Source organism: Enterobacter cloacae complex sp. GF14B (genome assembly GCF_004136805.1).
Classification (GTDB): Bacteria; Pseudomonadota; Gammaproteobacteria; order Enterobacterales; family Enterobacteriaceae; genus Enterobacter; species Enterobacter hormaechei_C.
Map to the genome: position 1 here is coordinate 25,980 of NZ_QFRV01000021.1, position 23,439 is coordinate 49,418.

A 23,439-nucleotide genomic window follows, 5' to 3' on the forward strand; every position below is an offset into this window, starting at 1 on the left:
ATTTTCCCTGATGGCCAACCTGCATCAGGGAGGCCTCAATAACGACTGGAGGCTGTATGAAGTTAGCTACGGACCTGGTAAAAGCTATTTTGATTAGAAATGGTGTTGAACCAGTAAATATAAGCGAATCATCTAAATTATCTTTGAAACAACCACTGACAGAACTTAAATTCAGTTTATATTTGCGAACTGAGCATTTATCTCACTTCCTACCCGGTTATGTTTATTCTATAAAAGAATGTCCACTGTCATATGACATCGGGATCGAAATTCAGAAAATCTTCGAAAGTTTACATTTGTTAAACGAAGAATTTGAATCCCTCGGTTTTGTTTCTGTATGGATAGAAATGCATCAAAGCATTTTTGAACAAAGTCGGTTTAAGAAAAGTAACTTTACTTTTCGGGAGGAAGAGGTCGAGCTTGCTAAAGGGCTTGTTTGTTCTCACAATTCACAAATAAGTAATGCGGCTTATTTCTGGCTTCAGCACTTTGAGGAGTTTATGATTTATGTTCGTAATAAGCTTATCGACCTCTTTCGAGAGGCCTATGACCTGATCCTTGGAATGCAGCAAGTATTTTTCATTCGGGAAAAGGAAGAGCTGTTGAAAACTATAAGTTATGGGGATGACCTGTATGAGGTGAAATTAATGGCGGCTGAGCTTTACTCTATCGAACAGAACTTAAAGTGTTCTGAATCGATAAGTACAAAATCTCAAGCTTCGGCATATATTAACCGCATCCGTGAGTTTGTGCGTTCGGGGTGGAGGCAGGGCTATATAGTCTGCCATCATAAGCGAAGTAATCAAATCTCATCATTGTCATTACCGATGTACTTGAAAGATACGTCAGGCCGAAGTGCTCGAAAGCGAGTAAAACGTCTTATATCTTCTACAGTTTGTGGTAGAAATAAAGATTTAGGTCTTACAGATTTTTAATTAAATTATACCCATGTGGGGATCACACCCCATATGGGAGTGATCCCTTTTTTATTGAGAGAGGATCACATGAAAATTATCGAAAAAATCATTAATGCCTTTTTGGTTGTTCAACATAAAAAAATACAGGTTAAAAACATTACATTTTTAGACAATGGGCAGGGCATGTTCTCTGGTATGTCTTTTGATGCTGATGTTTCACTGGAGTTTATGTATGAATCAGCAAAAGCATATAGTTCTTGTTTCTGTGATATTCCCTTTCCAGGTTTTGAAGATGCAAATCTGGAGGAAATTACGAAATTTCAATTAGATGCTTTGAAGCAAAGAAAGAATCATTCTTTCATTGTTAACCATTTGAGGTTTCCTATAGTTTTAAGGGAAGGGTGCAAAATCGAAAGAGGAGAAGTCTATTCAATTTCGAATTGCACTTATAATAAAGAAAGATTGCAGTATCTTTTTTCTCAGGATATTTACGGTAAGTTGTATAATTCCTTAGAGAAAGAATTAAGCTCGTTTTTCTCATTTATCAATGTTGAGGTGCACGAGTTGTTAAAAGATGCTGTATGCTTTGCATTAAAAATCCTGAATAAGATATCTTTGGATACACCTGAAAGACTTATTAAAGCTTTTAATTATCGTGACTGGTATTGTAGTTACGATGTTGAGCTTTTTAGGAAAGGCTTACCTGGTCATATTCTGGAAGAGCTCATTGCTCCAGATATCTTACTTTCAGACCTTAACGGTTGTAGAAAAATACTTAGAAATGCAAAACGATTTCTAAATGGACATACAAAAACCAATTGTGTTTATATTAAATATGAATGGTGGTTGGGGCCTGTGGATACCTCACACTCAGCTAAGTTGATGTCTGACAAAGAAATTAACAACCGAAGTGACTTGAAGAATTTTTCAAAGGTCTTTTTCAAAGAGTGTTTAAGTTCTGGTAAGTCGGAATATGAAAACCATCTTAGTGAAAAAGAACATGCGCTTCGCTACAATTATTAATTAAAATTATTTTCTCCCATAGGGATTTCTCCCTTTGGGAGAAATCCCTCTATTAAGAGGGTATTTAAATGAATGCGATACAAAAGTTAGTTGAATCTATTCTTGTTAAAATGGGTTTTGTTGGCGCTGTAGTGGAAAATATATATTTGGATTCAAAACCATTTCGGCATATTCGATTTGTGGCTGATATTCCAGTAATATCTTTTCTACCTCATTTGGTGAAATATCTTAAGGGCGCAGACCATCTTTACTGTGGTAACGATGATTTGCATCCTCTTTTCATTTATTTTTCCGAAGCGGCTACATTAAAAGCAGGCCCTGTAAATCTCGCGAACTTTCGTTTTGAAGTTTCTATAGCTTCAACTCATTTACGACTGGTCTCAGAGCAGCCTGATTTGCTTATCAAAGGATTTAACCGGGATAATCTAGAATACGTTTATTACCGCTCAGATTTGGCCTCTAAGGATCTTATACTAGGCCTTGTTGAACACGGTTCTCCTTTCATAAAACATCTACATGGACTTATACAAAAGCGAATTTTAAACGAGTTCTCTCTGATTTTTTCTGTTCTTGAAAAGATTTTAGAAAGCGCGAAGCCACAAATTCTTGCTTGCTTCCATAGTGTTGATTATGAAATGAACGTAAAAATAATAGCCGAAGCTATACCTGAAACTGTATCTAATCAGATAGTCACATCTGATTATATAGTTAATTCTATATCAGATGCGGACAAGTTTATAAATCATGTTCGTCGCTATTTAGCAGGCAGGGTAATGAAGAGGCGGATATACGCTGAATTAGATGTTTGTGAAGAAACATCAAATATTTCACTAGTGAACTTAGGATGCTTTACGTCTCCTCTGCTCGTTACGGAATATCAAATGTTTAAGCCACACTCTTCAGGGTTATATCGAAAAGCTATAAACAACTCCTTAAAACAGTTCAAACCAGAAATGCATGTACCTTCTGAAGAACTCTTTTATAATTAATCTAACCCATCCGGGAACTTGCTTCCCGGTGGGAAGCACTTCCTTTTTAGTCATGAGGTAGTGTAAATGTTTAAAGAATCTGACCACGTGGAATTTGTTAGTGCCTTTCTTTATCAAAATTTAGGCCTTAATGTTCCCGCTGACGATATAACCGTTCAATTATCTGATACTTCGTTCGACAAAGTAACCTTTGATTACGATGTAGATATCGATAATTTAAATTGTATGTTGGATCTCTACATATCTGAACTAATAAAGCACAACGCATCTTACTCCGATTCTATTCTTTTGAAACAAAAAATAATTTATTTTCTTGGAGTATTTAAGAATTTCGGATTTTTTACGTTTGATATTCGCGGATATAGTAATACTTTAAGCCCAGTTAAAGTTATTGATATTGTTTCAATGATTATTAATGACTGTGAAGAGTTATCTAAAGCTAATTCTTCTACTGATGCTATAAGAAATCTTTATCTCGATAAAATGAAGGTGGATGGGAAAGTGTTAGTTGCGAAATTTGCACTTAAACAGTTTTTTCATTCCGACTTTGGTGACTTTATCTCATTTGTCGAGAAAAGAATTACAGATTGTCTTAATGAAACTTTAAGGATTATCAAAGCTGTTGAACATGGCTTTGTACGTGTTGGGCAGCATAAGATTAATCGCCGTATTAATGATGACTTAAAGTTATGCATTGATTTCAATACTGATGATTATCCGGCAAATATGCCAGATATATATATTAAGTTTAACGATACATTTGATGGGAACGGGGCGTTATATTGTGACAATGATGCCCTCATATCCCTCTATACCGATGTTGCTTCAATTATCAATGTGCCGGTGATGATGGAAGTAAGATTGATCAATAAAAGAGGGCGTGTTGTCTGTGATTCTTCGCATTCAACTTACGTATCTCTCGAAAGTAATGACCGATACAGAGTAACTGATCGCACATTACTAATAACTGAAGCTTTTGACGATTTTCGTAACGCGTCTCAATGATCCTTTTGCTTCAGTCCAAAAAAGTAACTTTGGTTGGCTGAAGACACTTGTCTATGACAATGTAAAATCTGTCGCTGGCATCTTCTTTTAACTTAACCAAACTTTTATCTAACCCAGTGGGGAAGTCGCTTCCCTTCTGGGGCACTTCCTCTCAAATTTGAGGTAGTGTATATGACACATTCATCTGATGATAAAAACTATGTCCGAGCAGTTCTGAGCTATCTTGGCATAGATTTTGATGAGGCGGATATAGTATTAAGTGTTTGCCATTGTCAAAGTGACGAGCTTTCTTTTACCTGTAATATCAAAGCTATTGAACTCAAGAATGCTGTTGATTTATATGTCGATAGTATCTCTGAGAATGAAATAGAAGCTTTAAACAGAGAATCTTTAAAATCTCGACTCTGTTACTTTCTTGAGGTGTTTGACGCAGTCTCTGGTCAGTACCTTGAGATTTCAGGAAAACACTTTGCAACTAGCCGTTTTGAATATGATGATGTTTGTAGTGAAGTTCTTAGCATGTCTAATGATGTTTCTCAGTCGAAAGGTTATGACCGGGATGAATATAACAGACTGATGCAGGTTGATGGTCAGGTTATGATTGCCCGTTTTGCTTTGCAACAGTTCTGGGATACTCATTTTATTGGACTAATAACATTTGTATCTGAGTCTATAACATCGAGCCTCTATAAAGCTTATGAAACTTTTAGTGATATAAGTTTGGCTTGCTATAAACTGAGTGAATATTCTTATTCACGCTCTATCAACAGTGAATTGACCCTTAATATTTCACTTAAAGAAAATGACTTCTGTGAGGACCTATCTGATTGCTATATGGAAGATGAGGCTTTACCTTCTGGTAGGGTAATTTCTCGACGCAACAATGACTCCATAATAAGTATTTATGAGAGCTATGCTGCGGCTTCTTATATTCCGATGATTGCATCTTTGGAAGTCGTTGCTGAATACGGCGAAGTGGTTACTGACCTCTGCCATACCGTTTATGTTTCAGAGTTAACCGGTGGGCGGATTAAAATCCACGACCGTAATGACTTAGTATCTGAAGTTTTCGATAACCTAAGAAATTTAAATCTTGCAGTTGGAGATTCAGTTTCACAAGCTGCTTGATTCTTTCCCTGATTTTGATTTTTTCTCACATACTCTTATGGCACGGTTTCCGTGCCTTTTTTTTGCCTCGCTTACAAGCGTCTACTCCTCTTCTACCTATCCCACCTTACATCACCACTTAAAATCTATCTTTCTAATTCCATTATCCTTTTCGTAGCCTCTAATGCTCTGGTATGAACATACTCTTTAAACTCAAAAAAGTGCTATTAACGAAAAAAAATCCCTAAAGAGATTTGTATACTGTTCTCAACCAAGGAGAGCTCATGAATGAACTAAAATCCAAAAACGAGAACAGTACCAAAAGCAACTTTCCCCCGGTTGATAATCAGTTTTGCTTTTACCATGTTGATTTCAGCATAGAACGACTACTTTCAACGGCCGAGGATCTCCAGCTTGAGTACATCTTCCAGAAACCTGGAAGTGAAGTAAGAAAGGATTTGGTTGAGCGATTCGAACGTGGAGAGCGCTTTGTTACAGCTTCACACTGTGACAATTTCTGTGAAATCCTTGGTTGTCAAGGCCATCAGGAAAATGCATAAACCCATAAACCTACATTTCCACTTTTAAGGATGTTCACTAAAGAATGATTGGAGAAAGTATTTTTGACTGGGTAATTTACGGAATATCCATTTTGATATTTGCCTCAGCACTAATTGAAGGAAAGACAACTCGCTACCCAGCACTTTTTTTCTATGGGAGTTTAATTTTAATGTTAATCCTGATAGTTGCTGGAGGCCTTAACTGGTGGTTCTACAGGTCAAAATATGGCGCAGTAATCGTTATCTTCACAGTGGTCTCTTTACTGATGACTCGATTCCGCCTGGTCATATATAAATTAAGATTAAGAAAGTTAGTTTCAGAAATCAGATTTCGTATAAAAACGGGTTTTCGTATAATTCTTGTTTTGTCGGATAATGAGGATGAGCGTAATGTTCTGCTGTCTATGCTTAGCAACGTATTGCCAGAGCAAACGCTTATTCACACGCGTGATGCTCTCGGACCTCATTCAGAGCCTATCCTAAAAGCTCTTGAGCTACATCATCAACAGGGAACAGGTTACATACTCGTCTGTGAACAACAAATCTCAGCGCGTACGTGGTTGAGTATCGTAGAAAATGGGAAACCTGATACATCTATAGCTGTTAATTTTCATTCGATCCCAGAAATGGAGTGATTTTTCAATGAGTAGAACCGTTTCACAAAGTGTCACAGAAGATTGTCTTTTTGATACCCGCACACAAGTCAGATTACAACTAAGTCGAAGCGTTCATAAAACGCTGGCATCTGCTAAAGAAATTTTACAGGGAAGGGGGGTTGATTCGGTCTCTATTGAAGATCTTGTGCGAGCCTGTCTTGAAGAGAACCAGCCAATTGATCTAGCCTCACTTTACCTTGAAAATCTCTTAAAACAGAAAGGTACCAGCATTTGCGATTTTTAGTGTTTTCAAACCTATTAGATAAAATGCCGGTTGTGTTTATATAACATCAATAATTTCATGCAACAGGTAAAACATGAGTACTCAAAAGCAACTTTCCAGAACTACCGGCACTGAACGTATGTTTAAGGAAGAGCTGGCGTTATCCTTAATTTGTTGGGTTTTCACCAGTCCTTTTACCAACTGGACCGATAAAGTCTTCAGTGGTATTGAAGTTCCGTCTGAAGGACCGTCATCATTACGGGGTGAGACAGAAAAATTCTTTCGTTTTGTCGTTAATGAAGAAGGCTACGACGCAGGAAGGGCTGCTATTGGTCTTGACCTATGTTGTTTTTCACTTCCGTTGTGTTTGTTCCCGGACGCTGCCCTGTCTGAGGAAGAGGTTATGAGTAAGTTAACCGGAGAAGTTATCCATGGAATTCTTCTTTCCTTACCTGAGTTTATTGATATGCCAGAAGTGCTCGCTTACCAGGTCAGGGATGAAATTCTTGCTTTTAACACTCGCTGTGGAGACGGGATCTTTCATGGTTGGAACACGGCTTCAGAATTGTGGAAGTTTGAAATCTTTCCCCGCACCACCATCATGATGCAGCATACTTCGGCAATACATTAAAATTAGGCGGGGCAGAATGCATAAAAAACTTTTTCTTCTCGAATGGAAACCCTGTCAGAGCCGCGTATGGGCCGGTTGGATGGCCCTGTGGTTGACTATCAGTTTTCTGATGTTATCTGCCTTGCTTATGACAGATCATCTCCTGAACAAAGTCATCCTGCCGCCAACATGGTTGTTGATCTGGTTTTCGCCAATGCTGGGGTTTTTGATAAAAGTTCGCGTCGTCGAAACTCAACATTTCCTGGAGCATGACCTCTGTGTTGCAGGTTTCTCTTTTTACCGCTGGAAGAGGTTAGTTTCTCCCGGGCTTTGGTCAGTTGACTGTATAAATGGTCGTTTTCGCCTCAATCGGATCACCCAGGTGGGTAAGACTATCCACTATCCATGGCGTCTCCATTATCATCCTTTGTTCATGAGCCCTATCGAACATAAATCGCATGCTGTGAAAGCTGTTTCAAAATGACTTCTTTAGAGGTTTACATGACATTTATGTTCTGCAAGGTCAGCCTGGGCAGCAAAATTGATTGGAAATAACATGAGCCTGGAGAAACGTATGAGTTATGACGATTTGCCCTATTTTCGTGACCAGATTCTGGAACGCATCGACTCGCTCAAGTGTTTTCTTTCGAACACCCCCCCGATGATGGCAAACCTGATGACTGTCTCCACCGTATCTAGAACAGAAGAGCGCTTGAAGCAGGTTAAACCCATCAGGGTTAGTATTAAAGACGATGCTTCGGTTGAGGAAATTATTCAGGCACTTACTGACATCTGTGTGGATGACATAGAGTCATTAAGTCATGATTCCACCAAAGTAACCACTAAATACCCGGGTCTAATCATTGTCCCCGAAAGAGCAGATCTTCTCGAAAGCTTGATCACTTCTATAAACGAAGCAAAAAATGATTTTGCTGCGGCAATGAGGCGTATCGATAATAAAAAGAATGTCCGTTTTGATAAAGTGCACAAGAAGCTCCCGGGCCTTGTCGCTATGCACTCAACAAGAAATATCCTTTTCATCAAGTCCCAGCTTAAAAAAGTTACTTTTTCATGGCGGCTAAACCGAAACCAGGAAGTTAAAACAGCAGAGCAACTTGTGAGTTTGTTGGAGCGCAGGAGAGCCTCAGAAGTAAAAAATGTAGCAACTACCAATTTGAATGTCGTGTCTAATATCGATAAGGCTTTACACCGTCTTGAATTTCACCCACTGAAGCAGGGCGAATCTTATCGCCTTTGTCGAACTAACTCTTTCCCTGTTCCGATTGCTCACATTTTTGCATTTAGGCCTGAAGGGCAGGAACGAAACGGGAATAAATATGCTGAGACTGATTATTCAGTAGTAAAAGCATCCTTGCCCATTTTCGCAGCAGGCAACATACCTCAATTAAAAACGCTCTCTGACTGGGCTCCTGAAAACAGCCAGGGTCCGTCCAACCAACGGAAGCTGAGCCTGAAATATACAGAACTCGTGCCGGGGGCTGAGCTGGGCATTTTCATTGTCAGCCCCGAAAATTAAGGAACAACAATGCAATGGATTTCCACAGCCAGCCAGAAAATCGATGAGCGTCTCTATCGTGTCTGCGTCTGGGTAAAAAAATATCACGCTGATGCGATTAACCGCGTTGTGCTAACCGTTGATCTAAGTAAAGCCCGACATGACCCTGACGAGGACCAGGTAAGAGCAGAGCTGCTGTGCGGCCATTATTTTTTGCTTCGTAAGGAAAACGCTTCGAACTCTGCGCCTGACGATCAAAAGTTTGCTTTCCTGCCTGACGGGCGCAATCTGTGTTGGCAGACCGCAACCCCGGTGCTTCAGCATCTCCTACTCAATAAAAACGTTCCTGAGTCGCTGAGGTTGCTTACGGACTACATACATATGCGTCTGGCCAGGCTGACAATGGTACCTATGTCCGGAACCATCATGAACGAGGCTCTGCTGGACAGCATCAGCTGGGTTAAGGTGGATTTGACCTACTTCTGGCAGTACGAACAGCTCAGCTCTCATCTGGGACCCATCCAGATAACCCACAAGGCACTTGTACGCTTCGGGCACCTGGCAAAGAATGATGAAAACTCCAGTGCCATAAGAATTCTGCGTCAGCGTCTGTCTTCAGAATTCTTACAAGAATTTCAGATGGCTGAGGATGAGCTAAAGCGCAAACAGTCGTTGATGGGCACCATGGACGTGAAAATGCTGTTTCATGCTCATTACCCCAGCCAGAAGATGCTGGTGGCTCGATATAAAAATGGTTGGGTAATGGTGGATTGTTTTCTGTTTCACCATACCAAACCTAAGAAAAAAGCAAAAAACAAAACTACTGTGGCTAAGCCTCAACTTAAACAGACTAAAAGAGAAGGGAGTGAAAATGGAACTGGGCATTATGGTGTGCATCGTGTTGTTACTCTCAGTGGCGGCGGCGTGGATCAGTAATAAGACAGTTGATTTGCTCGAAAGATTCTATTTCAAGCGTCCGCTGAGCATGGAGTACGCGGCATGGCTACGTGTAATGTGTGCAGGCTTGTTATTAGTTTTTATTCAGGTTGCTCCCCAATTTACACTCCTGTATACCCTTAAACTTGTCACGCTTATTAATCTTGGAATCCAGACAATGAAATTAAATGGCGTGTACAAATATAAAAGGACGGGAATTTTGCCTCCGGGAGGGGCACTCTCTAATCTCACCAGACTTAACCCGTTCAAGAAAAAATAAAGTTATGCGCCCGTGAGGGCGCTATTCATCAAAGGCATTTCGCATAAGCTTGATCATGGCTTTTTTACCAGCTTCAATATTGCGAATGTAGCGCATAACCATTTCTTCATTCGACCAGTTCCCCATTTCCATAATCTGTGGTAGCGAGTAACCTTCAATATCCAGCTGTATCGCACCGCCTACACGAACGCTGTGCCCTGTCCAGTAACGGGTTTTAGTCTCATTTGGATAAAGCTCATTCCACATTTCTTTAAATGCCCGTAAAAGGGAATTTTTGCTGAGCATACCGGCATCGTCCACAGTGTCTTCCTCATCTTCATCGTTCAGAAGACTTTGTTTAGCACGGTAGGGCAGGTTATGCCGTTTAAGAAGCTCAGATAGCTCATTCCCTTTACTCCGAAGCTTCCAGCCGGGTGGCATATAGCCTGTATCATGGAAATTTACGGCCTGGAAAAGGTATTCATCCGGATGACTGTGCTGATCCATTTTCACAAGGTTCATCAATCTCAAGAGGCAGTTAGTTAACTGACGTGTCAGCCGGTAGGTAAGAAGTGTACTGATGTTCGTTTTTGTACGGTATACCGTCAGGTTAAATTCACCGGTCATACTATCCAGAGACAGATCTTTCAGACGTATACGGCGAATTTCGGATGAACGGAGCAGTGTTTCAAAGCCTGTCCAGATCAGGCACAGGTCACGAAGCTTACGAACTGAGTTTGTAGTACTGCGTAACTTTATCAGAGCCTTGAGATCGCCAATAAGAAAGGGAGTTGCCTGTTTAGTCGTCTTTCGCTTCCGGGCTTCCGATTGTTTTAAGGCTTCCAGCATGTACCATGCTTCAGACGTAATAATCCCGGGCAGGTTAAGCCCTTTTTTATGGATACTGTTTAAGGCCTGAAGACAGCTGTTTATGCTGCTTCGTGACAATTTGCCTTCAAGATGCCCCATAAACGCCAGCAGAGCTTCCTCAGACACGGGGAGCGAACTTACTGGCCAGTCTGTATGCAACCGGGCATTCGCCTGATACCATTCGTTCCATACTCGTAGCCAGTGCAGATAGGTTTTAGCTGTGTTGTATCTCAGATGGGAAAAGTAACGGATCAAGCGTGAAAGCTGTTTATCATGGTTGCCGAACGTTTCCAGCTGCTGATGCAATTCGCTTTCCGAAAACTGTCTGATCACTGATTGATTCTTCATCCTGCTCACCGGGATACACTGGTTTTATTTACAGTCATTTTAGCACTCATGTACCTGGTTATGAACAGGGTGGAAACAACGAAAAAGGTTGTGAAATCGTTAGGCTTAAGTGAAAAATGATATTAAGATTATCCCTGGCCAGTTGAGGCCTGTCTAAAGAAGGTTGATTATGTCTGACACAAAGCAGTCTTATTTAATGAAATTCCGTAAGTGTAGTTCGTTCGAAACGCTCGAAAAAGTATTTGAAAGGTTATGTGAAAAAAACTCGGGTGTCGCCTCTCTTGAAATTTCTGGTGCTTATGATCATCGTAAAGCTGAACTGACAATGAAAAAGTTATATGACAAAGTTCCTGCGAGTGTGTGGACCTTTGTTCGCGAGTAATTATTGATATTGGCACAACAAAAAGACTGTGTCTGGATTTGAAAATAGTTTATGCCCCTTTCGGGGCTAAAGGCACTGTAATAGCCTGTCTTTTTAACTTTCTTATTAAGTTCGGAGAAAGACTTTAATCATAAGCCAAGCCCACTGCTAAATACATCCGATATTCTCCTTAATTTTAGAAGTTGTGATAAAAGTTACTTTACCTAAACTTCTCTCTCCATATTTGTAAGGCTCTCATTTGATTCTTGTCAAACATTAATCTGGAAAACTAAAAAATCATTTCTTTTAATTCGTTTTACAGAAATCCTCCTCCGTTATTTCGGATATAGTTTGAATAATTATCAAAAACGGGGTGCAGCCATGCGTAAGAGTTACACATTTGGTATTCCATTTGGACTCCAGAGAGAATCAGGACTCTTTTTAGATATTACAGAGGTCAGCCGGGGTATCGACTGTAACTGCATCTGCCCCGCTTGCAAAACTGATCTGTTAGCAAAGCAGGGGGAGGTCAAGCTTTGGCATTTCTCACACAGTACTGCTGTAGCCGGTGACTGTGATGGTCTGATGGAAGCCATCCGGGGAAAAATTATTGAAGTCATCAACGAGCACCAGGTTCTTGGTTTCCCAAATCTTCTCGCTGGCGACGATGGTGGGCCGGTTTCACTGAATGAGGTTATTGGAAGCGGCAGTATGTTCGGAGGCACAGCTGATCTGTTCGTAAAGGTTAATGATTTATGTGTGGCCGTCTTTCTGGACAGGGATCGTAGCATTTCTGCGAAGTTAACCTTTGACCACCTTCATCCTTCCGAAAGAGTTGCCGCATTGCGTATCGATCTTCCAGATATTGAATATGAAATCAGTCAGGTGCAGCTCGGGCGACGTAAAACAACATACAGTGAGTGCATTGAAAGCCTGATCATTGATGAGACCAGTTCCCGGGAATGGCTATATCATCCATTAATGCATGAACTTGAATCTGAACCTCTTCAGGAGTATCGGGGACGGGAGCCTTCAGAGGAAGGGCCTCTTCTTCAGCGCCTTGCTGACTGTAAGATGAAATTGCCTGATATCCTTCCGGGCAGTCATAACGCGTTAGTCAGGTTACAGCAGGATACGATTGTATGTCTGTGTCGGTTAACGGTTCGGGCTTATGACATCGCTCAGACCGATGAATTTCCTTTGTTCCTTCGCTATTTCAGGTTGCACTGCCTGGAAAACAGCGAACATGTCAGTTACGAAAGACTGATCTGCTGGCAGGAAATGATTTCAAAAACCCAGGAAGGCCAGTCCTTGACACAAAACGAACTTGAATATCTTCATGAGATTGTCCGCATCGCCTTATACAATCACCGGCTTAACAATGTCAGTATTTCAGATGTTAAAAACCATGACACAGGAAAGGAGAGCGGCAGGGTAGAGCCACAAAACTATTCACTCTTATAAATAAATTGGGCTTTGCGCATTAAACCCTTGCCGCAGGAGGTGTACCGCATATCCGGCACAGACAGTCAGTTTTTCTGGCAGCTTAAATTTGACACAGCTTAATATAGTGATTCATTAAACAGGTTCAGTATGCTGCCAGAACGTTTTAGTCGTTATGGGCGTCCGTTAGTTTTCTACTAACTGAACGACGACCAGCCTGCCGCCTTCCTCCTTTGACAGAACAAACTGAGCGTTATTCGTCAGTTCAATTTTTTCCCCAATGGCAATCTGTCGTTTATCCGGTAATGACATAAGCCCATTTATGCCTTCATTTACTAACCACCACTGATCGTTATGGAAAACAAAATACCCAACTCGTTTCCTTTGCAAATCGGTTGTACGCTCATTTGGCGCAATGAGGCGATTCACATGCCACGCATAGATTGACTGCCCGCTCCACACCATCAACCGGTGGTCGTCAGGACGATAACTGCCTTCCTTTCGGGAAGAATATAAATTTAGAACCGGTAATTTACCCTTGTATGGCGTACCGCAGTAGGGACAAACCGGCTTTGTCTTACCCGAGAAAACGTACCATTTCTGTTCACACGCCTTGTTCTGGCAGGGCTGTATCAGATCGACTGTTTTAACCAGGGCGCTTTCCCACTCATCGGCGGTCGGGCGTTTAGTGGCATCGTGTAAGCCATCTATAAAGGCGCGCTCAAACAAAGGTGTCAGATAAGGGCCCATGATGGTGTAAGGAATTTTCTCCGGGTCAGCCCAGGGCAGTGAAAAGGACGATAGCTGACTGACTTTGACTGCATTGCTTTTGTCTGTCGGATGTTCAATGAAGAGTGCCTTCTCACCCATAGATAAGGTCTCATCACGTACTTCATCCGACATGTCATGTATTTTTCCGCCACGTAGCGGATGACGGAAGAACAGATACATGTAGATAAGCACCGACAGCGCATGACGGTCAGTAGTAATGCTTGGCAATACGCGGTTCGGATCCTCTTTGGAAAGATGACTGGTTTTCACCACTTCCGGAGCGATAAAATCCGGGGTGCCCACCACGTCGGGAGGATACTTTCCAGGGACAACCAGGCCGTCTACGTCAATGATGCAGGCATGTCCCATTTCTGGATCGATAAGCACGTTTTTATAGCTTAGATCGCTGTGACAGAGACCTGCCGCATGCATCCTTCTGACGGCTCTTGTCAGCAGCAGACAGACCTTGAGATAGGTAAGCGTATTGCCTCGTTCACGTGGGTCGAGAAATTTGTTCTGGTTGCTGGCGCTGGCAAACCATTTGCCTTCCTTTTCACGACCTTTTATGCCAAGAAAATCATCGTTTTTAGAGCCGTATTTAAAGAAAAAGTAGCTTTTGTAGGTTGGAACCACGATGCCGATTTTATGCCCATGCTCAACAACATGGGTCGGCCAGCAAAACAGGTCCTTCCAGTATTCACCTCCGGACTGGCCAAAAATGTTTTGCCTGTAGCGTCCGGTGATCATATCAATCCGATCCCGGGCCTGCTCGTTCTGCGGTTTATGATAAAAAGCGACGACGTATGATTTATCAGGCGAAAAGTAAACATCCTTCATCGAGCCCGAACCAATTACCTCGTCAACATACTGGACTGTTTCGCCGTCCTTTGTTTTGCACGTAACGATATTTGCCATATTGATCACCGAAAAAGCGTATCCCTTACCACAACACCGCAATAGTGCGGTCATCATGGTTCCCTGTGGAGAAAAAGTTAAGCCAGTCGCCTAACCTCTCAGGCGCAATACTGGCGTCTGTAAGGACAGGGTTGAGCTCATCAACGAGACGGGTCCATTTTTCGTCACTGCGAAGCCCATTATCCGTCTCAAACAGAGGGTCTGAGACGCCGTCTGTCATGAGGATCAAGTGAGATACATCATTCCATTTACCCACGCTGATGCGGCCGCTAAACGAGGGGTCTGCGATAATGCTCTGGTCAAGGAAACGGGTTTGTCCTGCGTATTCTCCGCTATCGGGATTTCCCAGTATCCTGACTTTACCGGAAGGGCTGTATGCACCTATCGCACCATCACCAAGCCAGAATGCAGTCGCAAACAGCTCGTTATCAGTTCGTAGCGCTACAGTTGCCAGAAGGGTTGTTGAATAGGATTTCACAGGTTGTTCTGCACAAATGGCTTCGTTCTGGATACTGTTGACCGCGAGCGTAGCTGCCTGTTTAAAATGATGAAGCATGGCGTTTATTGTTGCCTGCTGATCGCTCCCTTCCCACGCCGTGATGTGCTGCTTTAAATGGACGCCTTTCACACCACTGAGCTGATTTAAAAGGTAATCGCCAGCCGTTTTGACTGCAATCCGGGAGCCTTCCCGGGAATTTACCGCACTACCGGCTCCGTCTGCGACCAGCATGACAGACCATCCTGTTTCCTGGCAGTGGTTGATGTAGAAGTCGTCATCTCTGAAGCTTCCGGCATGCTCATGAGAGCGTCCCCGGCGACTGGCGGCAGCAATACGTATATCACCCCTGACCAGGCCAGCAGCGTCCAGATGGGACTTAGGGTAGGGAGCGTCTGCTGGTGGCTCTACCACCTTCCACAGGCTTCTCGGATCGGGATTGATTATAAATAGCTGTTTTGTTTCACATTCGTCGTGCGACGTGCATGACCAGATTACTGAAAGCTCTATATCGCCGCTTTCGGTGGGAGTACCTGTCAGCAACTCCTGTTCTTTGTCAAAAGACAGGCCAATGTTCCGGGGAAAGACAACGTCCCTGACAGTAGCCTGCTGGCCCTCACCCAGAACGATAGCAACCGGCGAAGAGAAACGTTCGCCTGCGCGGGCGTTGGGGATCGTTATTTTAGCTCTCGGGGGAACGGCAGGTGGCACAGCTAAGCTGGCCCGCTGCTGGCCTGTCGGTATCTGCCCGGGTTTTAATACCAGGGAAGACAGGTTTTCGTCTTCCCTCTGTGCTGGTTTATCAAATTCGTAATAAGGCATCAGCTTCCAGAACGGAGGATGAGGCTCATTTTCTGGCAGGGGTTGCAGTGCTGATGTATCGGTAGCGTCAATGCCCGGGTTATCAGCAACACTTACGACCGTTTGTTGCTGATCGGAAAGACTGGATGCTGACGAGGCGGCAATCTCTGCGTCGTTATCACCTTCGCTAACCCGCGCAGATAAACCCTGTGCAAGGCTCTCAATCCGCTCTTTAAGCCGCATAATTTCTTCGGTAAGGGATGGGTCCTGCGATAGAAGTAAAAGCCGCTCACCTTCAACAGGGTGGCCCAGCTCAGACAGAACTAAGCGGATAATCTTCTCTTCAAGTAAAGCATTTTGCGACATCAACCTCTCCCTCTGTTTACGTCGAAGTTAGTGTTTCCGCCATCATTGCTGAATGACAGGCCTGTTTCACACCACGGGCAGATCACGTCATCCGGGCCGTCAATACACAGCAACTTTCCGCATGAGCACAGGGCAAACGCACTGGCATTACCGCAGTGGGGGCAACCCGGTACGCCATGCAGTTCGCTGGTATTTACCTGCAAACCGGTAGCGGTGGCATCTGACCACGCAAAATAGTCCTCATCGATGGGATAGCATCCGGCAATATTAAAGCTGTTCAGGTTCAGACTGAAATCGAGCCCGGAAACCCTTGCTGGTGGCCGTTCATACTTCATCAGGTACGGACGACGGGTCTTGCTGCAACGGCCGGTAAGCGTAACGCAGTTTTCGTCGTACGCTTTTACTGGCTCGTCCTTGGCCAGCCGGACTATGTATTCAGTCTGGCTGAGCTCAGGTTGTTTGTCGTCCCCGACGCTGCGGCTGTGCGCCGTAACCGAGGCCGTGATCCATTTGATGAAGCGGGTAAAGTCCCCTTCCTGAGATTCGGTGAACAGCATGACATTCTCTGTCAGTTGCCGCAGGATATTCAGGTCCGCTGACGGCCCCAGGCCAACGGCAATGAGATTCACTTTACTCGCGTAGTGATCCTTCCAGCGCTTCACTTCTGCGGTTGTGTCGTCAGTCGGACGTCCGTCGGTAAGGAGATACACGACGGGTTTCCAGTCGCCTTTAGCCTCATGAGTGGTTTTTCTGACCTGGGTATCAATTTGCACGGTCAGCTCACGCAATGCAGCTCCAAGGCTCGTACCGCCGCCAACGGGAAGGCGGGGAGGGTAGAACGAGGCAATTTCGTGAAGAGGTACAATCGTACGGGCTACACCGGCAAATGCGATTACCGAGACCCAGGCTGTTTCAAGTGCGTGTGGATCCTTTCTTAAATCTCCGACGATCATTTGCAGACCATCAGTCATTTTTTTCAGGTTTTCACCAATCATGGACTCTGAACAGTCCAGGACAAAAAACACGGGAAGGCGTCTCATAATTTTCCTCGTACGGCTGGTACGGCCAGCAGAAAACGTTGCTGTACAGAAAGGTGCTGCCCGGAAACAGCACCTTTCTGTCTGTCAGAGCACCAGCTGGATTTCTGGTGGAGGAGGGGGAAGGGTATCAGTTCCGTTATTAATCCCCGCGCTTGTGCTGCCGGAAGACACGCTGGCCGATACCCATTTAAAGAAACCTGCAAACGCGGTTGAATCTAGCGTCTCCAGAGACACAACCTTATCGGTGAGCTGTTTTAAGTGCTCATGGCCTGCTTTAGGACCAACGGCGCAGGCAATGATGGATCCGAATCCCCGGCCGCGAATCGCTTTTACCGCTTCACCGTACGCCAGGGCATCAGAAGGGGTTCCATCAGTCATCAGGAATACCAGAGGACGCCAGTCTCCTTTGGTATCACCATCTGAGCGACGTACATCCCGTTCAACACACTGCATCAGACATTCAAGGGCAGCACCGGTGAACGTCCCGCCTGCGCTTGGCACAACGATGTCAGAAAACTGGAAGTCTTCCAGCGGCGTGAGAGGAATGAACTCACGCGCCTCATTGTCATAGGTGATAATGGAGATATGAACGCTTTCGAGGGCGTAGGGATCCTGGCGAAGAGCGCTAAGCATCGCCTGAATTCCAACGTTAACGGAATGGATTGACTCACCGCGCATCGAGCCGGATGTGTCGATAACAAGGTAAACAGGCAGGCGGCGCATCACATGTAATTCCTCAGGTGCGAGACAAACGAATCTGATTCTGAAGGCTCACCAATTGCCCTGAGTTTCCAGCCTGTAGCCTCGCGTATCAGCTCGGCAAAGACCATGGAGCGCTGGCTGGCGAAGGCGGGTCCGCCAGAAAGATCGAATCGTGCCATTTCAATATTACGGGCATCTACTGCCCGGATGAAGGCATTCTGAACTTTACCAAAGTGCTGCTGGAGCTTTTCACCATTGTAGATCTGAACGATGAACACAATTTTCTCGTACTGAGCGTCAAGGGAATTCAGGCGCACAATAATTTGCTCATCGTCACCGTCACCGGCTCCGGTTCGGTTATCGCCCGTCAGCCAGATATTGCCTGACTTATGGCGAAGGCTGTTGAAAAAGATGATATCGCCATTCACAAGCGTTGGTTTACCATTTTCCACATTGCCGAGATCGGTCACCTTTCCGGCTGAATTACACAGGAAAGCGATCACATCAAGGTCGTATTCTTCTTCTTTTTTACCAAAGATCCCGCCGAGAAAACCTTTCTTTTCCTCATTAATATCCCAACCGAGGCCGATAGTAACGGACGAGAGATCGTATTCATTTTTTTTCAGGCTTACGCCCTGGCCTTTGCTCAGACTGACAGACATGATATCCCCTTAATCAATAAAATTATAAGACCACATTTACTTCTGGCGGCGGCGGTGGCAGGTCTTCAAGACCGATCACTTCTTTTTTGCTGGACTCCACTTTCTGACTGCCTACCGAAATGCTCGCACTGACCCATTTAAAGAAAGCTTTAATCGTCGAACTGTCAGCTGTATCGAGCTGAACCACGATTTCAGTGATTTCTTTGAGGACGCTGGTATCGGCATCATGCCCGGCTGCACATGCCACAACAACGCCGGTTCTGGCCGCTTTAAAGTCATTCAGGCCTTTACGCCAGTCATCATTCGGACTTCCATCCGTCATCAGGAATACAAGGGGACGCCAGTCACCTTTAGTGTCAGCCGTCGTTTTCTGTACTTCTTTGGCAATGGAGCTGGCCGTGAGGGAAAGCGCTTCGCCAAGAGACGTGGTGCCGCTGGCTGTTAGTGCTGGCATCTGGAAACTCAGGAGGTCTGTCAGGGGGACTGCCTGTCGGGCTGAAGAATCAAAGGTGATCACTGACACGTGAGCCGTTTCGAGTGCATACGGATCCTGTTTCAGCGTGGTAAGCAGCGTCTGAACGCCATTTTTAACCGCTTCGATAGGCTCTCCGTGCATAGAGCCGGACGTGTCGAGTAGCAGATATACGGGTAAGCGTCTCAAATGTAATTCCTTCTTAAGAGATCGGAAGAGGAGAGTAGTTTCAGGAAGAGGCCAGGGTTTGTTGATTTGATAAAACGGCACGACATCTGTCGGGTGGAGATTAAATACTCAGAAGCGGCATTAAAGAAATAAGTTAACCACCATAGAATTACCGACATGTGAATGGCCTCTTATCAACAGAAAAATAATTCAGACCGGACTGGAATATAAGATTTCTGAAAAAACTCGGACAAATAAACTGTCTTATGTATGAAATTCATCATACATCACAGATCTGCATGAATGGAGTGTAAAACGCCCAAAGATTGATGTGTAGCACAAGAGGATGTCAAGACACCAGGTTTTGTAGTCAGTAAGGCGCTGCTGGCATTGCGGGAGGAGAATAGATCAAAACTACGTCACGCCAATACAGAGGTAAAATATGACAAAACCGGGGTTTTCACCCCGGTCTGAGATTTAGCGTCAGGACTTTTTAGCGCTGTATTCTTTTATCAGTTCGTCAACGGAGTGCAGAGCCAGCTTCTCTACCGCTTCACTTCGGGTCGAGCCACTCAGCGCAGCCAGACGGTCAATTTTTCTTAAGATCCGCATGCGTAGCGATAAGGACACGGCTGTTTTTTTATCCTTATCGAGTACGACCTTCCCTGTAGACTCACCGGTTTTCAGTTCAGCATTCTGTGCGAGCGCTTCATTCATCCGGCGAAGGGTCTTTTTATCCAGCTGGCCCGGATTAACGAGATGGTAGGAATGACCTGCCTTGCTGTATTTGATCTCCGCAGAATATGACTCGCGTAGCTCTTTGAGGGCCCGGGTTAATGTCGGCTCTGAGCATTCCAGACTGGTTATAATGTCGGCAGCGGAAACGGGCTTGCCGGTGCCCAGTAAGTTGGCAAGCTTAAAAATCCGGGCCTGTCTGGTATTTAATTGCATCGTAAGATTTAGCCTGCTTAAAGGGTTAGTGGTTCAATAGGCTGAAAAATGAAGGTACTGCTCATCTTTCGAATAACCGGGTGATCGCCTAACGCTTCAACCGGATCAATGTGTTCTATGCCTGCAAAATTTACTGACGACATCTGGCTGCGAGTGCATTTGCAGGACAGGATATACTCATCCTCCAGATAGCCGGTCCGCTTACTGACCCGTTGCGTAAAGCCTGACACAATCACGTTGTCGAAAGGTAGCGTATGTAAAACGATACCGACCAGGCGGAACAAGCAGCCATGGACGTGGCGGGCATAGTTTTCGCGTACGGCTTTTTGCGTCATGGCTTTTTCCGTCAGCTCCGTGCCCCGGGCATTAACGCCGTAAATCTTATCAGGGAAATCTTCAATCTCAGCTAAATCAACGTCCAGCAGGACTGCTGATAGCTCCGGCTTTACTTCAAATGCAACAATCGTTTCACGCGGCCATTCAGTTTCTGCCAGCACACCCGCCAGGTATGATTCGAAAAACGCGGCGTCTGTCCGGAACTGCTGCCGGGCATCTGCCTGAGCCGTGGCGAGCCGTTTTTCATGTTCTTCTGCTTCAAACTTCCAGTTTGCATACTGTTCGGCCCAGGCCGTCCGTTGTTGCTGGTACCGGTGCTGTCGAAGGGTATTCTCACGCTCCACATCAATCAGCTCCTGCTGCCACCGGCGAAGATTTTCGGCGTGGCGCTCAGCTTTAGCTGATTCCGATTCAAACCATTTACCCAGAAAACTAATGCCTTCGCTCTCGGCAGGCTTTTCCGGCAATGCAAGGTAGTCTGGCTTTTCTGGACGCACCGGTGCCGGAACCTGAAAAGGCGACGTTCTGTTATGCAGGTATACTGCTTCCAGCTCTGCCCAGCTGATGCCTGTTTTTGGATCCGGCGTCAGCTCGTGAATATTACGGATTGCGGTTACCGCTGACATGAGTTCAGCGGCTTCCTGCTCAAGCGCCTGTCTGAGCCCCGGGTCGGTTGCCGTCCGGTTTCCACCTCCGGAACGCGCGGCCCGGTCAAGCCGGGTACGGTAACTCAGCCCGGTACCGGGCAAGCCCAGATTGGCATAGGTCCCCCGGCTACCAAAAGAAACGGAAGCACCTCTCGGCCCGACACTCAGGCTCGGTGCACCGTTACTCAGGTTGAGGCGAACGCCAGGAATAATGTTGATCGACTTTCTGAACCTGAACCCCATTATGATTTCCTTAATGATGCTGGGTCACGGTAAGTAATCTGATTCCATCAGCGCTTTGCTCGTTCTGTAACCCATAAAAACGAGCTCTGTCCAGAATGCCAGCCGCCCAGCGGCGATGTGTGGCGGGTTCACACATTGCTCCCTGCGACTTAAACACGGCCTGGGTAGAGTTCAGGATCCGCAGAGCGTCAGAATACTCACCCTGAGTGACCATCAGCGCGTTTTGAATGACCTCTATCTGACCCGGGTGAATGGCCGTTTTCCCAACAAGCCCATGTGCCATATCAAGAGCCAGCTCTCTGGCCATAACGGCATGATCGTCAATATGCTCACATACGGGCGCGGTCAGGGCAAAATCACGCGGGCCGAAGACTGAAACGAGCATTTTGATGACGTAGCCCATCGGGCTGTCATACAGCGTCAGGTCCCGGGGGCGGCGAAGCGACACAACGTTCATAAGATCGTTGCCGCCGATTCGAAGCGCAATAATGCGGTCGTGGCAGGGATGTTCCACCAGGCGAGTGGCCAGCTCGCGCATCTGAACCACGTCAAAGACGTCTTCTGTTTCCAGCGTTGGCATCATGCACAGGTGAGTCCCGCCCATGATATCCCACCATTCAGCTAACGAACTGAGGGTAAATTTCGGCAACACAAACCCATCGACAGCGGAAAGATCATAATGCGCTTTTAACCATCTGCCCATTTCGGCATGCCGAGGGCGAATGAACACCAGAGGCCAGTCATTTTTACCCAGGCTACGCATGCTGTTACTGAGCTCGTGCAGCAGGTGCTCCAGATTTTTGAGGGCGATGGGGATGTCTGCTTCACTGACAGCATCCTCCAGGCAAATCACCAGAGAGCGCAAACCCGGGATTTTCCCGTGCAGGACGGCATCAGCAATATCTTCCCGTGTTGCAGGCATGTATAGCGTGGCTCCCAGATTCCAGGGAGAAAGACGATTTTTCATCAGAGTACCTTCTTGATAATGGTTACAGCCCGATACTGGCCGAGGGTTCCCCCCATTTCTGTAACAACTATTCCCTTTTCACGAGCAAGCCCTACAAGCAAGGCAACGTCCGGGTCGTCAATAGAACGCACAAATACATGGTCCGGTACCCGACGTAATACAGCCCGGGTTGCTTCAGCAATACCGGGTTTAATACGATTGACGCTGTCCACTTTAAATTCATCGGCCAGGAACGCGATAACGTCGCGACTTGTCTGCCATAAGACCCGGGCTGACTCCATATTCCAGCTCAGGGTAGCGAGGGATGACGGGGTTAACTTCTTACGGAAATGGGCGACGGTATCGACAAGCATCCGGCTGCATTCGAATTCACTGAGATGCTCGCAAACCATGCACCCATGTAATCCTTCAGAGGACCATACTGACCGGGAGATCAGGCCTGATACCGGCGCACCCATGATGCCAAAAGGAATGAGCCAGTCATCATCACTGGCTGCAAGCCAGGAGCAGCCACAGGGATCGGCCAGGACAACCAGTCGCGGCTGCTCAGGATAGCCCGGGCGATCTTTCAGTGCGCGTACAAGCTCTCCGGTAATTGCGCCTTTACCTGTCCATCCGTCAACAAAGACAATACCGCTGGTACCATGGCGCTCTTCAATGACGTCGAGGGCTGCACCGTCAATTCCACGATCCCGGATAATGCTGATACCGTAATGCCATGAGGTTTTCCCCATGTCACGCAGGGCCTGGTGCAGCATAACGCCGAGCGGCACGCCAGCTCTGACGAGACTGGCCAGTACAATGGGCTCATCACCGAAGCGTTCGGCCAGAGCAATAGCGAGCTGTGTGACTTCTTTTGCAAGTCTCTCTGCGCCCCGATCCAGCGCCCGGTGAAACAAATCAAGATGCCATTGTGTTGGCGCTGGCTCCTGACTGAGCATGTCCGAATAATGTTTCTTCCCTGACTGAATCAGCTCTTCTTTTTGCTCAACCGGCGTCATCTCAATGACTACCGGCTTTAGCAGAAATTCCACGTCACCGGGCTGGTATGAGCCGGTAAATGTGTCATGTGGCTGCAT

At 45.5% G+C, this 23,439-nt stretch carries 25 protein-coding genes; 14 read left to right on the plus strand and 11 right to left on the minus strand.

Features of this window, described 5'->3' with window-relative positions:
- Positions 1 to 56 precede the first annotated feature (56 nt).
- The 12 genes from DD606_RS09570 to DD606_RS09625 all read left to right on the plus strand — a co-directional run bounded on the left by DD606_RS09570 (position 57) and on the right by DD606_RS09625 (position 9,542).
- Complete coding sequence (locus DD606_RS09570) at positions 57 to 935, plus strand: hypothetical protein (protein WP_000762003.1); 879 nt, start codon at positions 57 to 59, stop codon at positions 933 to 935.
- A gap of 69 nt (positions 936 to 1,004) precedes the next feature.
- Positions 1,005 to 1,940: a hypothetical protein gene (locus DD606_RS09575; protein WP_000691119.1), complete on the plus strand. Its 936-nt coding sequence runs from the start codon at positions 1,005 to 1,007 to the stop codon at positions 1,938 to 1,940.
- A gap of 68 nt (positions 1,941 to 2,008) precedes the next feature.
- Positions 2,009 to 2,929 (plus strand): hypothetical protein, encoded by a 921-nt coding sequence (locus DD606_RS09580; protein WP_000991697.1) that lies wholly within the window; start codon positions 2,009 to 2,011, stop codon positions 2,927 to 2,929.
- A gap of 66 nt (positions 2,930 to 2,995) precedes the next feature.
- Positions 2,996 to 3,934: a hypothetical protein gene (locus tag DD606_RS09585; protein ID WP_000472041.1), complete on the plus strand. Its 939-nt coding sequence runs from the start codon at positions 2,996 to 2,998 to the stop codon at positions 3,932 to 3,934.
- A gap of 171 nt (positions 3,935 to 4,105) precedes the next feature.
- The gene (locus DD606_RS09590) at positions 4,106 to 5,062 is read left to right on the plus strand and encodes a hypothetical protein (RefSeq protein ID WP_129258556.1); all 957 of its coding nucleotides are present in this window, start codon (positions 4,106 to 4,108) and stop codon (positions 5,060 to 5,062) included.
- 263 nt (positions 5,063 to 5,325) lie between these two features.
- On the plus strand, positions 5,326 to 5,601 hold the full coding sequence (locus tag DD606_RS09595) for a hypothetical protein (protein ID WP_001004201.1): 276 nt from the start codon (positions 5,326 to 5,328) through the stop codon (positions 5,599 to 5,601).
- A 44-nt stretch (positions 5,602 to 5,645) separates the two neighbouring features.
- The gene (locus tag DD606_RS09600) at positions 5,646 to 6,236 is read left to right on the plus strand and encodes a hypothetical protein (RefSeq protein ID WP_000578891.1); all 591 of its coding nucleotides are present in this window, start codon (positions 5,646 to 5,648) and stop codon (positions 6,234 to 6,236) included.
- Between the two features lie 7 nt (positions 6,237 to 6,243).
- Positions 6,244 to 6,501: a hypothetical protein gene (locus tag DD606_RS26190; protein WP_001371933.1), complete on the plus strand. Its 258-nt coding sequence runs from the start codon at positions 6,244 to 6,246 to the stop codon at positions 6,499 to 6,501.
- 73 nt (positions 6,502 to 6,574) lie between these two features.
- Positions 6,575 to 7,111: a hypothetical protein gene (locus DD606_RS09610; RefSeq protein WP_000107167.1), complete on the plus strand. Its 537-nt coding sequence runs from the start codon at positions 6,575 to 6,577 to the stop codon at positions 7,109 to 7,111.
- A gap of 16 nt (positions 7,112 to 7,127) precedes the next feature.
- A complete protein-coding gene (locus DD606_RS09615; protein ID WP_000549069.1) occupies positions 7,128 to 7,574 on the plus strand; it encodes a hypothetical protein in 447 nt (148 codons plus the stop codon).
- Between the two features lie 90 nt (positions 7,575 to 7,664).
- On the plus strand, positions 7,665 to 8,627 hold the full coding sequence (locus DD606_RS09620) for a DNA replication terminus site-binding protein (protein WP_000119428.1): 963 nt from the start codon (positions 7,665 to 7,667) through the stop codon (positions 8,625 to 8,627).
- A 9-nt stretch (positions 8,628 to 8,636) separates the two neighbouring features.
- Positions 8,637 to 9,542, plus strand: a complete 906-nt coding sequence (locus DD606_RS09625; RefSeq protein ID WP_001198595.1) for a hypothetical protein — start codon at positions 8,637 to 8,639, stop codon at positions 9,540 to 9,542.
- Between the two features lie 301 nt (positions 9,543 to 9,843).
- Here the strand turns inward: DD606_RS09625 and DD606_RS09635 are convergent, their stop codons facing one another.
- The gene (locus DD606_RS09635; protein WP_000795949.1) at positions 9,844 to 11,019 is read right to left on the minus strand and encodes a tyrosine-type recombinase/integrase; all 1,176 of its coding nucleotides are present in this window, start codon (positions 11,017 to 11,019) and stop codon (positions 9,844 to 9,846) included.
- 169 nt (positions 11,020 to 11,188) lie between these two features.
- On the opposite strand from DD606_RS09635, the gene DD606_RS09640 reads away from it, so the two are divergent.
- Together DD606_RS09640 and DD606_RS09645 are read left to right on the plus strand one after the other, a co-directional pair.
- On the plus strand, positions 11,189 to 11,401 hold the full coding sequence (locus DD606_RS09640; protein WP_001285422.1) for an Hha/YmoA family nucleoid-associated regulatory protein: 213 nt from the start codon (positions 11,189 to 11,191) through the stop codon (positions 11,399 to 11,401).
- A gap of 360 nt (positions 11,402 to 11,761) precedes the next feature.
- Positions 11,762 to 12,844, plus strand: a complete 1,083-nt coding sequence (locus DD606_RS09645; protein WP_001232447.1) for a hypothetical protein — start codon at positions 11,762 to 11,764, stop codon at positions 12,842 to 12,844.
- Between the two features lie 165 nt (positions 12,845 to 13,009).
- Here the strand turns inward: DD606_RS09645 and DD606_RS09650 are convergent, their stop codons facing one another.
- The 10 genes from DD606_RS09650 to DD606_RS09695 all read right to left on the minus strand — a co-directional run bounded on the left by DD606_RS09650 (position 13,010) and on the right by DD606_RS09695 (position 23,439).
- Positions 13,010 to 14,509: a helix-hairpin-helix domain-containing protein gene (locus tag DD606_RS09650; protein ID WP_001284318.1), complete on the minus strand. Its 1,500-nt coding sequence runs from the start codon at positions 14,507 to 14,509 to the stop codon at positions 13,010 to 13,012.
- A 25-nt stretch (positions 14,510 to 14,534) separates the two neighbouring features.
- Positions 14,535 to 16,172 (minus strand): PP2C family serine/threonine-protein phosphatase, encoded by a 1,638-nt coding sequence (locus tag DD606_RS09655; protein ID WP_000081060.1) that lies wholly within the window; start codon positions 16,170 to 16,172, stop codon positions 14,535 to 14,537.
- Complete coding sequence (locus DD606_RS09660; protein ID WP_001253656.1) at positions 16,172 to 17,212, minus strand: TerY-C metal binding domain-containing protein; 1,041 nt, start codon at positions 17,210 to 17,212, stop codon at positions 16,172 to 16,174. Before DD606_RS09660 ends, DD606_RS09655 begins: the two co-directional genes overlap by 1 nt.
- Before the next feature lie 84 nt (positions 17,213 to 17,296).
- On the minus strand, positions 17,297 to 17,935 hold the full coding sequence (locus tag DD606_RS09665) for a VWA domain-containing protein (protein WP_001253658.1): 639 nt from the start codon (positions 17,933 to 17,935) through the stop codon (positions 17,297 to 17,299).
- A complete protein-coding gene (locus tag DD606_RS09670; RefSeq protein ID WP_000116681.1) occupies positions 17,935 to 18,576 on the minus strand; it encodes a TerD family protein in 642 nt (213 codons plus the stop codon). The genes DD606_RS09665 and DD606_RS09670 overlap by 1 nt, the downstream gene beginning before the upstream one ends.
- 22 nt (positions 18,577 to 18,598) lie before the next feature.
- Complete coding sequence (locus DD606_RS09675; RefSeq protein ID WP_001253657.1) at positions 18,599 to 19,237, minus strand: VWA domain-containing protein; 639 nt, start codon at positions 19,235 to 19,237, stop codon at positions 18,599 to 18,601.
- Positions 19,238 to 19,699: 462 nt separating this feature from the next.
- Positions 19,700 to 20,167 carry a tellurium resistance protein TerW gene (gene terW / locus DD606_RS09680; RefSeq protein WP_001176767.1) on the minus strand — a complete coding sequence of 156 codons (468 nt, stop codon included), beginning with the start codon at positions 20,165 to 20,167 and terminating at the stop codon, positions 19,700 to 19,702.
- A 17-nt stretch (positions 20,168 to 20,184) separates the two neighbouring features.
- Positions 20,185 to 21,393, minus strand: a complete 1,209-nt coding sequence (locus DD606_RS09685) for a DUF4236 domain-containing protein (RefSeq protein WP_011152964.1) — start codon at positions 21,391 to 21,393, stop codon at positions 20,185 to 20,187.
- A 10-nt stretch (positions 21,394 to 21,403) separates the two neighbouring features.
- Positions 21,404 to 22,360: an HpcH/HpaI aldolase/citrate lyase family protein gene (locus tag DD606_RS09690; protein ID WP_011152965.1), complete on the minus strand. Its 957-nt coding sequence runs from the start codon at positions 22,358 to 22,360 to the stop codon at positions 21,404 to 21,406.
- The gene (locus DD606_RS09695) at positions 22,360 to 23,439 is read right to left on the minus strand and encodes a cysteine protease StiP family protein (protein ID WP_001585166.1); all 1,080 of its coding nucleotides are present in this window, start codon (positions 23,437 to 23,439) and stop codon (positions 22,360 to 22,362) included. Before DD606_RS09695 ends, DD606_RS09690 begins: the two co-directional genes overlap by 1 nt.

What these genes read in the sequence shown, in the direction of transcription:
- DD606_RS09645 (WP_001232447.1), top strand. Translation starts at nt 11,762, where the DNA reads ATGCGTAAGAGTTACACATTTGGTATTCCATTTGGACTCCAGAGAGAA.
- DD606_RS09650 (WP_001284318.1), bottom strand. Translation starts at nt 14,509, where the DNA reads ATGGCAAATATCGTTACGTGCAAAACAAAGGACGGCGAAACAGTCCAG.
- DD606_RS09665 (WP_001253658.1), bottom strand. Translation starts at nt 17,935, where the DNA reads ATGCGCCGCCTGCCTGTTTACCTTGTTATCGACACATCCGGCTCGATG.
- DD606_RS09585 (WP_000472041.1), top strand. Translation starts at nt 2,996, where the DNA reads ATGTTTAAAGAATCTGACCACGTGGAATTTGTTAGTGCCTTTCTTTAT.
- DD606_RS09655 (WP_000081060.1), bottom strand. Translation starts at nt 16,172, where the DNA reads ATGTCGCAAAATGCTTTACTTGAAGAGAAGATTATCCGCTTAGTTCTG.
- DD606_RS09635 (WP_000795949.1), bottom strand. Translation starts at nt 11,019, where the DNA reads ATGAAGAATCAATCAGTGATCAGACAGTTTTCGGAAAGCGAATTGCAT.
- DD606_RS09575 (WP_000691119.1), top strand. Translation starts at nt 1,005, where the DNA reads ATGAAAATTATCGAAAAAATCATTAATGCCTTTTTGGTTGTTCAACAT.
- DD606_RS09690 (WP_011152965.1), bottom strand. Translation starts at nt 22,360, where the DNA reads ATGAAAAATCGTCTTTCTCCCTGGAATCTGGGAGCCACGCTATACATG.
- DD606_RS09625 (WP_001198595.1), top strand. Translation starts at nt 8,637, where the DNA reads ATGCAATGGATTTCCACAGCCAGCCAGAAAATCGATGAGCGTCTCTAT.
- DD606_RS09580 (WP_000991697.1), top strand. Translation starts at nt 2,009, where the DNA reads ATGAATGCGATACAAAAGTTAGTTGAATCTATTCTTGTTAAAATGGGT.
- DD606_RS26190 (WP_001371933.1), top strand. Translation starts at nt 6,244, where the DNA reads ATGAGTAGAACCGTTTCACAAAGTGTCACAGAAGATTGTCTTTTTGAT.
- DD606_RS09685 (WP_011152964.1), bottom strand. Translation starts at nt 21,393, where the DNA reads ATGGGGTTCAGGTTCAGAAAGTCGATCAACATTATTCCTGGCGTTCGC.
- DD606_RS09570 (WP_000762003.1), top strand. Translation starts at nt 57, where the DNA reads ATGAAGTTAGCTACGGACCTGGTAAAAGCTATTTTGATTAGAAATGGT.
- DD606_RS09670 (WP_000116681.1), bottom strand. Translation starts at nt 18,576, where the DNA reads ATGTCTGTCAGTCTGAGCAAAGGCCAGGGCGTAAGCCTGAAAAAAAAT.
- terW (WP_001176767.1), bottom strand. Translation starts at nt 20,167, where the DNA reads ATGCAATTAAATACCAGACAGGCCCGGATTTTTAAGCTTGCCAACTTA.
- DD606_RS09600 (WP_000578891.1), top strand. Translation starts at nt 5,646, where the DNA reads ATGATTGGAGAAAGTATTTTTGACTGGGTAATTTACGGAATATCCATT.
- DD606_RS09595 (WP_001004201.1), top strand. Translation starts at nt 5,326, where the DNA reads ATGAATGAACTAAAATCCAAAAACGAGAACAGTACCAAAAGCAACTTT.
- DD606_RS09660 (WP_001253656.1), bottom strand. Translation starts at nt 17,212, where the DNA reads ATGAGACGCCTTCCCGTGTTTTTTGTCCTGGACTGTTCAGAGTCCATG.
- DD606_RS09640 (WP_001285422.1), top strand. Translation starts at nt 11,189, where the DNA reads ATGTCTGACACAAAGCAGTCTTATTTAATGAAATTCCGTAAGTGTAGT.
- DD606_RS09615 (WP_000549069.1), top strand. Translation starts at nt 7,128, where the DNA reads ATGCATAAAAAACTTTTTCTTCTCGAATGGAAACCCTGTCAGAGCCGC.
- DD606_RS09590 (WP_129258556.1), top strand. Translation starts at nt 4,106, where the DNA reads ATGACACATTCATCTGATGATAAAAACTATGTCCGAGCAGTTCTGAGC.
- DD606_RS09695 (WP_001585166.1), bottom strand. Translation starts at nt 23,439, where the DNA reads ATGCAGCCACATGACACATTTACCGGCTCATACCAGCCCGGTGACGTG.
- DD606_RS09620 (WP_000119428.1), top strand. Translation starts at nt 7,665, where the DNA reads ATGAGTTATGACGATTTGCCCTATTTTCGTGACCAGATTCTGGAACGC.
- DD606_RS09610 (WP_000107167.1), top strand. Translation starts at nt 6,575, where the DNA reads ATGAGTACTCAAAAGCAACTTTCCAGAACTACCGGCACTGAACGTATG.